We start from the raw sequence: 8,015 nt of genomic DNA on the forward strand, positions 1-8,015 counted from the left end.
TGTTGAATGACTACTCCGTCGAGTAATCATCCAACACTAGGTTAGTATGTTTTGCTAGCACGTAAAATTAATTGATTTGGATTTTGTTTAGTTTTACAAAACGGCCCCAACCACGATCAAGACTAAACCGGCCAAGGTGGTCAAGAGTTCTTTGCCTTCTTGCTTTTCACCCAGCAGGGTCATCCCGCCAAGAGTGGAGATGATCACGCTCAATTGGCCGTAGATGAAGGCGTTGGTAACCCCGTTTAATTGGGCAGAGATGATGTAAGTGTAAGCAGCAATCCCAAAGGCAATCCCGGCAAAGACGTCCAGGTAGCTGGCCTTTTGCTTGAAGGCTACTTGTTGCTTGCTAAAGAGCAAGTAGATGATGGCGCCTAAGAGGATACCCAGGGTTTGCGGCAAGAACATGGATTCAGCGTTGGCTGAGATGGTCTTCGGGAAGGCTGAATATACCAAGTAGCCAACCGTCGTCAAGATCAAGAAGAGGAAGTCCTTCTTAGTTGCCTTCTTGCTTTCGTCCGCATCCTTTTCCGTGTAGGCAGTCAAGATGACGCCGACGATGATAATCAAGAGGGCGATTGAGCCAAACAAGAAGTCATTTTGGCTGCGCCATTCGCCAAAGATCAAGGCTCCGATGATGGTGTTGCCTACTAATTGCAGGCCAGTTGAGATTGGCATGGTCTTGCTGACGCCGATTCTGGTGAAGGAAATGAACTGACCGATTTGGCCGATGGTCCAAAAGGCACCAGAGAGCAAAGAGATCAAGAAGACTGGCAAGGACATGGCAGGCTGCTTGGCGATGGTAACGATGATGCCGACCAGGGTCGCCCCCAGCCCGACGCCTAGGATTTGGTTAGATGGCTTGCTGGCTGGAACTTTATTGACGATCCAAGGCATGATGCCCCAGCCGATCGCTGGCAATAAGGCAATGATAATATTCATTAATTGAAATACTCCTTTTACTATTAACTTGTCAAGTATTTAATAGGGTAACCGATTAAATGAAAAAGATCAATAGAAAACGCTATGAAAATAACAACCGTTTTCAGAAAACGGTTAAAAAGAAAGAGGAAACTTGCAGAAACAAGTTTCCTCTTTCAGTAAATATTCACTAATTGATGTTAGTTCTGTATAAACCAACAACTTTACCCAAAACCTGTACATGGTCCAAAATAATTGGATCCATGTTATCATTTTCGGGTTGCAGGCGGTAGTGCAGGTCTTCTTTGAAGAAGCGCTTGACCGTTGCTTCCCCGTCCATGGTCATGGCAACGACGATTTCGCCATTTTGAGCCGTGTTTTGCTTGCGGACAATGACATAGTCGCCGTTCAAGATGCCGACATTGATCATGGACGTGCCGTGAACTTCCAGCATGAAGAGGTCGCCGGCATCGCTTTCCAGGTCAGGTGGCAGCGGGAAATAGCCTTCAACGTCTTGGACCGCCAGGATTGGTTCACCAGCCGTCACCACGCCGATCACTGGAATGTCCTTTGGGGCGATGCCCAAGGCATCAAGCCCTTCATGGGTGATTTCCAAGGCTCTGGGCTTGGTGGCGTCCTTGATCAAGTAGCCCTTTCTTTCAAGCCGGGTCAAGTGACCGTGGACCGTTGAGGTCGAAGAAAGACCGACTGCTGAACAAATTTCTCTAACAGTTGGTGGAAAGCCGCGGCTTTCTACCGTATCATAAATGTAACGTAAAATTTCGTATTGTTTTGATTCGTGGTTCATGAGCATTTTCCTATCTAAAACTTCCCTTTTGGCTTATTATTTATTTTAGCAAATATTTCGAAGATTTGCAAACAGGCGTTCTAAATTTAGCAATTTTTTAGAATTAGCCAGATAATCGCTGAAAAAGCTGATAAGCAATGGAAAGGACTTTGACTGAATGTCACACGAAGAAAAAGTAAGAAACAGAATTAACGAATTATACCAAAAGAAGCAAAACGAAGGCTTGACTGCTGAAGAAGAGGCCGAAAGAAAAGACCTCCACAAGGAATTTATCGCCAACTTCCGGGCTGGTTTTCGGCAACAACTGGATGGGTTGAAAATCGTTGACAAGGACGGCAACGACGTTACCCCTGAAAAAGCCAAGAAGATTCAAAAGGAAAAGGGTCTTAGATAGAATTAGTCCTTTCAAAATGATCTAAAATTTTGTAAGATAGTATTTGTGTAATTAACGAATACATCTTTTCCTTCAGGGAAAACAAACACTAAAACCAACGGAGGTTTGGAATAATGAATTTAGGTTTAGCAATCTTTTTGATCATTTTGGCAGCCCTGCTCGGGGCAGCAGCTGGCTTTTACGGCGCTAGAGCTTACATGAAGAACTATTTCCAAAAGAACCCGCCAATTACCCGGGAAATGGTGGAAATGATGATGTCACAAATGGGTCAAAAGCCATCTGCAAAGAAGGTTAACCAAGTGATGACCATGATCAAGCACCAATCAGCTAAGAACTAAGCTGGATTTTTAGCGGCAGGAAGACCTGCCGCTATTTTTTTGCCAAAAACAGGCAATCTTAGTTTATAATGAAAGCGAAATTAATGTACCTTGATAAAATAGAGGAAAAAGATGGGAGGTAAAAAAGAAAATGGGAACCTTTAGCAAATTATCCTGGTTCTTCAAAGAGCACCGGAAAAGATACGTCCTCGGGATCGTCGCACTAGTCATCACCGCCGCCGCCAACCTGGTGCCGCCCCGAGTATTAGGGATCATGGCAGACCAGCTGGACACGGGGAAGATCAGCTGGGGCCAGTTCTTCACTTATCTTTTCGCCATTATTATTGCGGCAACTTTTTTGTACCTTTTCCGCTTTTACTGGCGCAAAGAAATCTATGGCGGGGCCGCTATCCTGGAAAAAGAACTCCGGGGCAAGCTCTACTGGCACTTTTTGCAAATGGACCGGACCTTTTTCCAGCGCTACCGGACCGGGGACTTGATGGCCCGGGCCACCAATGACGTCCAGGCTGTCCAAAACGTGGCCGGCGACGGGATCTTGACCCTGGTTGACGCCATCGTTACCGGGGGCAGCACCTTGATTGCGATGATTTTCCTAGTCGATTGGCGCTTGACCCTGGCCGCCATGCTGCCGCTGCCTTTACTGACAATCATCGCCCAATACCTGGGCCGGCGACTGCACGATGCCTACCTGGATTCACAAGCTGCCTTTTCCCGCTTGAACAATAAGACGCAAGAGTCCTTGTCCGGGATCAAGGTTTTGAAGACTTTTGGCCAAAGCAATCAAGATGCAGAAGCCTTTAACCAGATGACCTATGAAACGATCGGCATCAATAAAAAAGTCTTCCGGATCGACTCCCTCTATGATCCCTTGATCACGCTGGTTATCGGGGTGACCTACGTGATCACCATTATTTACGGCGGGAGCCTGGTGACCAGCCACGCCATCAGCCTGGGCCAGTTGATCACCTTTGTGGCCTATATCGGGACCATGGTCTGGCCGATGTTTGCCATTGGCTATCTCTTTAACATCTTGGAAAGAGGGAGCGCCAGCTACGACCGGATCGACAACTTGTTAAAGGAAAAGTCCTTGATCGTTGATTCTAGCGACGGCGAAGAAACTGAGCGGCGCCTTGAAGGGCAGCTGCGCTATCACATCACTAGCTTTGCCTATCCTGATGAACCTGACCAAGCAGTCTTAGAGAATGTGGATTTCGACTTAAAGCCGGGCCAAACGGTGGGCCTGGTTGGCCGGGTCGGGTCTGGCAAGACCACCATCATCCAGCTTTTAATGCGGGAATTTGACAACTACAAGGGCCGAATCACCTTTGCCGGCCACGATATCCGGCAAGTGCCCTTGGATGTCTATTTAAAAGAAATTTCCTACGTTCCGCAAAACAACTTCCTTTTCTCGATGTCGGTTAGAGATAATATTGCTTTTGCCAAACCCGAGGCTAGCCAAGAAGAGGTCGAAGCCGCTGCTAAAAAGGCTGACCTTCATGACGACATTTTGGCCTTTCCTAAGGGCTACCAAACCATGATTGGGGAAAACGGAGTTTCCCTGTCTGGCGGGCAAAAGCAGCGGATGTCGATTGCCCGGGCGCTGCTCAACAACAGCGAGATTCTGATCTTGGACGATGCCTTGTCGGCGGTTGACGCCAAAACGGAAAAGGCCATCTTGACCAACTTAAGGAAAGAAAGAGAGCAAAAGATCACCGTCATTGCCGCCCACCGCTTGAGCAGCGTGATGGATGCTGACTTAATTTTGGTCATGAAAGATGGCCGCGTCGCTGAAGCTGGGACCCATGACCAGCTGCTGGGCTTGGGCGGTTGGTACAAGCGGATGTGGGATCGGCAGGAATTAGCCAAGAAGGTGGGTGAAAGCGATGAATAACGACAGTCAAGAAGAATACCAATCAGTTTGGAATCAAACGATCACTGTTAAAGAGCAGTGGCAGATCTTAAAGCGCCTTTGGAAATTCATCTGGCTTTTCAAGGCAGAGCTGTTAACGGCCTTAGCCGGCATGATCATCGTTTCTGCCATCAACATGCTGCTGCCAACCTGGCTGCAGTACTATATGGACCACTATCTCAAAGGCAACCACGTTACCTTCCAGATCATGGTCTATGTCGCCTTGATTTATGCCTTGGGCATCATCTTTAAAGCCGTTTTCCAGTTTACCTATGAATATCTTTATGCTTTAACCGGGGAGAAGGCTTTGGAAAAAATCCGCCGGGTTCTTTACCAAAAGATCCATACCCTAGGGATGCGGTACTTTGACCAAACGCCGGCTGGGTCCATTTTGTCGAGAGTCACCAATGACACCATGACCCTCAGCACCTTCATGCAGGTCTTTTCCGCCTTTATGCTGGGGATCGTTTCGATCATTACGGCTTTGATTGCCATGTACATGGCTGACCCAGTTGCGGCAACGATCGTCTTGGCCTTTGTCCCGATAATTGTTTTTGCCATTTGGCTTTACAACCGGATCAACTCTAAAACCTACCACGAATACCGGGCAAGAAACTCCTTGATCAACACCAAGCTGGAGGAAAGCATTGCCGGGATTTCGGTTATCCAGCAGTTCCGGCAGGAAAAACGGATCAACCAAGAATTTGAAAAAATTAACAACCAGCAGATGCAGACCCGCTTTAAGCTGATTACGACCAATGGTCTCTTGCTATCACCTTTAACCGGGCTATTGTACTCACTGGCCTTGGTAGCCGTGTTAGTCTGGTTTGGCTACCCGCTCCGGCAAACCTTTGTGCCAGCCGGGGTGATCTATGCCTTCTCCAACTATATCCAGAACTTCTTTAATCCCTTGTCAGACATGATGAACTCGCTGACATTTTTTACCGATGGGATTGTCGCTGGCAAGCGGATCTTTAAGATTCTGGACCAAGAAGAATATGAGCCAAAGCAAAGGGGCAAAGAGGACGCCAAGATTACCGAAGGGAAGATCGAATTTAAGCACGTATCTTTCTCTTATGATGGCAAGCACGACGTCCTGCACGACGTGTCCTTCACCCTTTTGCCAGGGCAAACCCTAGGCATCGTTGGTCACACGGGCTCAGGCAAAAGCTCCATTATTAACGTCATGATGCGCTTTTACGAGTTCCATGACGGCGAGATCCTGCTGGATGGACACGACATTCGGGACTTTAGCAAAGAAGAGCTCCGGAAAAAGCTTGGTCTGGTCTTGCAGGAACCCTTCATGTTCTACGGGGATGTTGCTTCTAACATCCGCCTTTATAATGACCAGATTTCAGATGCAGCCATTAAAAAGGCGGCGGAAACGGTCCAAGCTGACCGCTTTATCGAAAAACTGCCTGGCAAGTACCATGCTAAGGTGATTGAAGGCGGGAGCGAATTCTCCAGCGGGGAAAAGCAGCTGATTTCTTTTGCCAGAACTTTGGTTACTGACCCCAAGATCCTGATCCTGGATGAAGCGACGGCTAATGTTGATACGGAAACCGAAAGCCTGATTCAAGAAGGGCTGAAAAAGTTGCGCAAAGGCCGGACGACCTTGGCCATTGCCCACCGCCTGTCAACGATTGCCGATGCTGACCAGATCATTGTCTTAGACAAGGGGCGGATCGTTGAACACGGGACTCACGAAGAATTGCTGGCGCAAAAGGGCTACTACTACGACCTTTACACTCTGCAGCAAAACCGCGATTTGTAAGCTTTTAGATGCAAAAAATGTCTTGGATTGGTTCCAAGACATTTTCTTTTTGCTTTTCTATTCAATCCCTGCTAATTGCAGGTTTTTGACTACCTTGAGCTTTTTTAAATCAGCGGTTAATTTTTCTAGACTAGCTTCCATTTGGCTGAGGTCTAAAGACATTAAGACGCTGGCCTGGTGCTGGAGGGGGATGGCCTGGGAGATGGTCAAAATTGAGGCCCCTTGATTGGTGATGCAGGTAATGACCGAAGCCAAGGCACCTGACTCATCCGACAGCAGAATGGAAAAAACTGCCTGGTGGCTTGCCGTCATCTCTTTGGGCCGGAAGACATAGTCTTTGTAGCGGTAATAAGTGTTGCGGGAGATGCCGACTCTTTCAGCAGCTTCTGTAACCGTGGCTGCTTCCTTGCCTTCTAGAAGCTCGCGAGCTCGGATGACCTTTTCCAGGTAGTCTGGAAGAATTTTTTTATGAACGTATAAGTAATCTGCCACCACTTTTTCCTCGACATTTCTCTTTAATTTTTGTTTAATAAAAACAGGCAATTGCCCTTGTCAGATCCTGTTAAGAATGATACTATGTTTTTATCTTGAAAACAAGTGTCCCTGAAATAGAAACACAGGAGGCGGAAATGGAAATTGCGGTATTAGGCTGGGGTGTTGTTGGCAGCGGCGTGATCAAGCTGATTGATGAGGCGAAGACGCCCCTTTTAAAGCAGCTGCATGTGAAGCGCGTTTTGATTCACCGGCCAGAAAAAGCGGTAGATGACCGCTGCACGACTGATATTAATGAAATTTTAAATGACCCTGAAATTTCAATTGTCTGTGAGTGCATTGGGGGGCTGGAACCGGCGCATGAATATGCTAAAAAAGCCCTAGAAAAGGGCAAGCATGTGGTAACGGCCAATAAGAAGATGCTGGCCACCTACGCTAGTGAGCTGTTTGACCTGGCCAGGCAAAATGACCTGACCATTGGCTATGAAGCCTGCGTGGGCGGGGGCATCCCTTGGATTGCCAATTTAGAGCGGATCAAGCGCCTTGAGCCAGTAGAAGCCTTCCAAGGCATCTTGAACGGCACCAGCAACTACATATTGTCCCAAATGGAGCAAAAGGGCGCCGGCTTTGCTGAATGCCTGAAAAAGGCGCAAGAACTGGGTTATGCCGAAAGTGACCCTAGTGATGACATTGATGGCCATGACGTCTGCTACAAGGTGGTCTTGTCAGCTTTGACTGCTTTTGGCCAGGCGGTTGATCCAAGAGAGGTGCCAACTTTTGGCATCCGCCACTTGACCAAGGAGGATTTTGCCTTTGCCAAAGAGCAGGGCCGGACGATCAAGCTAATTGGTCAGGGTAAAAGGAACAAAGATGGCGTCAGTCTCCAAGTTCTGCCAGTCATGGTGAAAGCAGACAGCCTGCTGGGCAGTGTCAGCTTAAACTTCAACGCGGGCAAGACCTGGTCTAAGAGCCTAGGGCCAGCCGCCTTCGTTGGGCAAGGCGCAGGTTCTTTGCCAACGGCTCATGCGGCTGTGCAGGATTTGGTTGATATCTTAGAGGCTAATTCGCCAATCGCCACCTTTGAACCAGCAGAAAATCAAGCAGGAGACAAGCAGACCTTCTACGTTCGCAGCCAGAAAATTGCTGATTTTGCTAGTGTTACACAGGAAAAAGTCAGTGATGATGCGATTGTTACCAAGCCTTTAACTATTGACGAAGTTAGTCAATTAGTTCAGGCAGCACAAGACGAGGAACTTTTCTTAGCAGGGATTGAAAATGATTAAAGTCGTAAAATTTGGCGGCTCCTCAGTTGCCAACAGTGAACAGTTTCAAAAAGTCAAAAAGATCGTGACCAGCGACCCCAGCCGCAAGTTTGTCGT

At 47.7% G+C, this 8,015-nt stretch carries 8 protein-coding genes; 5 read left to right on the forward strand and 3 right to left on the reverse strand.

The genetic code is table 11. The annotated features are described in order from the left end of the window. Positions 1–93 precede the first annotated feature (93 nt). Entirely contained in the window at positions 94–942 is an 849-nt protein-coding gene (locus ACI4WN_RS03560; protein ID WP_439776990.1) for a GRP family sugar transporter, read from the reverse strand. Positions 943–1,111: 169 nt separating this feature from the next. Then, positions 1,112–1,735 carry a transcriptional repressor LexA gene (gene lexA, locus ACI4WN_RS03565; protein WP_195837451.1) on the reverse strand — a complete coding sequence of 208 codons (624 nt, stop codon included), beginning with the start codon at positions 1,733–1,735 and terminating at the stop codon, positions 1,112–1,114. A 151-nt stretch (positions 1,736–1,886) separates the two neighbouring features. On the opposite strand from lexA, the gene ACI4WN_RS03570 reads away from it, so the two are divergent. From ACI4WN_RS03570 to ACI4WN_RS03585, 4 genes are all read left to right on the forward strand, one after another. Next, positions 1,887–2,123 carry a DUF896 domain-containing protein gene (locus ACI4WN_RS03570; RefSeq protein WP_439776991.1) on the forward strand — a complete coding sequence of 79 codons (237 nt, stop codon included), beginning with the start codon at positions 1,887–1,889 and terminating at the stop codon, positions 2,121–2,123. A 113-nt stretch (positions 2,124–2,236) separates the two neighbouring features. Next, positions 2,237–2,461 carry a YneF family protein gene (locus tag ACI4WN_RS03575; protein WP_008459863.1) on the forward strand — a complete coding sequence of 75 codons (225 nt, stop codon included), beginning with the start codon at positions 2,237–2,239 and terminating at the stop codon, positions 2,459–2,461. Positions 2,462–2,591: 130 nt separating this feature from the next. Further along, entirely contained in the window at positions 2,592–4,352 is a 1,761-nt protein-coding gene (locus tag ACI4WN_RS03580) for an ABC transporter ATP-binding protein (protein WP_439776992.1), read from the forward strand. After that, positions 4,345–6,144 (forward strand): ABC transporter ATP-binding protein, encoded by a 1,800-nt coding sequence (locus ACI4WN_RS03585; protein WP_439776993.1) that lies wholly within the window; start codon positions 4,345–4,347, stop codon positions 6,142–6,144. The genes ACI4WN_RS03580 and ACI4WN_RS03585 overlap by 8 nt, the downstream gene beginning before the upstream one ends. Before the next feature lie 57 nt (positions 6,145–6,201). Here the strand turns inward: ACI4WN_RS03585 and ACI4WN_RS03590 are convergent, their stop codons facing one another. Beyond that, positions 6,202–6,636, reverse strand: a complete 435-nt coding sequence (locus tag ACI4WN_RS03590; RefSeq protein ID WP_439776994.1) for an ACT domain-containing protein — start codon at positions 6,634–6,636, stop codon at positions 6,202–6,204. Positions 6,637–6,773: 137 nt separating this feature from the next. Here ACI4WN_RS03590 and ACI4WN_RS03595 point away from each other — a divergent pair, with 137 nt between their 5' ends. Beyond that, positions 6,774–7,919 (forward strand): homoserine dehydrogenase, encoded by a 1,146-nt coding sequence (locus ACI4WN_RS03595; RefSeq protein WP_439776995.1) that lies wholly within the window; start codon positions 6,774–6,776, stop codon positions 7,917–7,919. The last annotated feature ends 96 nt before the right edge of the window (positions 7,920–8,015 follow it).

This window comes from Lactobacillus sp., from assembly GCF_051893255.1.
Taxonomy (GTDB): domain Bacteria; phylum Bacillota; class Bacilli; order Lactobacillales; family Lactobacillaceae; genus Lactobacillus.

Excerpts from the sequence above, each read along its gene's own strand:
- ACI4WN_RS03560 (WP_439776990.1), bottom strand. The coding sequence starts at position 942 with ATGAATATTATCATTGCCTTATTGCCAGCGATCGGCTGGGGCATCATG.
- lexA (WP_195837451.1), bottom strand. The coding sequence starts at position 1,735 with ATGCTCATGAACCACGAATCAAAACAATACGAAATTTTACGTTACATT.
- ACI4WN_RS03570 (WP_439776991.1), top strand. The coding sequence starts at position 1,887 with ATGTCACACGAAGAAAAAGTAAGAAACAGAATTAACGAATTATACCAA.
- ACI4WN_RS03575 (WP_008459863.1), top strand. The coding sequence starts at position 2,237 with ATGAATTTAGGTTTAGCAATCTTTTTGATCATTTTGGCAGCCCTGCTC.
- ACI4WN_RS03580 (WP_439776992.1), top strand. The coding sequence starts at position 2,592 with ATGGGAACCTTTAGCAAATTATCCTGGTTCTTCAAAGAGCACCGGAAA.
- ACI4WN_RS03585 (WP_439776993.1), top strand. The coding sequence starts at position 4,345 with ATGAATAACGACAGTCAAGAAGAATACCAATCAGTTTGGAATCAAACG.
- ACI4WN_RS03595 (WP_439776995.1), top strand. The coding sequence starts at position 6,774 with ATGGAAATTGCGGTATTAGGCTGGGGTGTTGTTGGCAGCGGCGTGATC.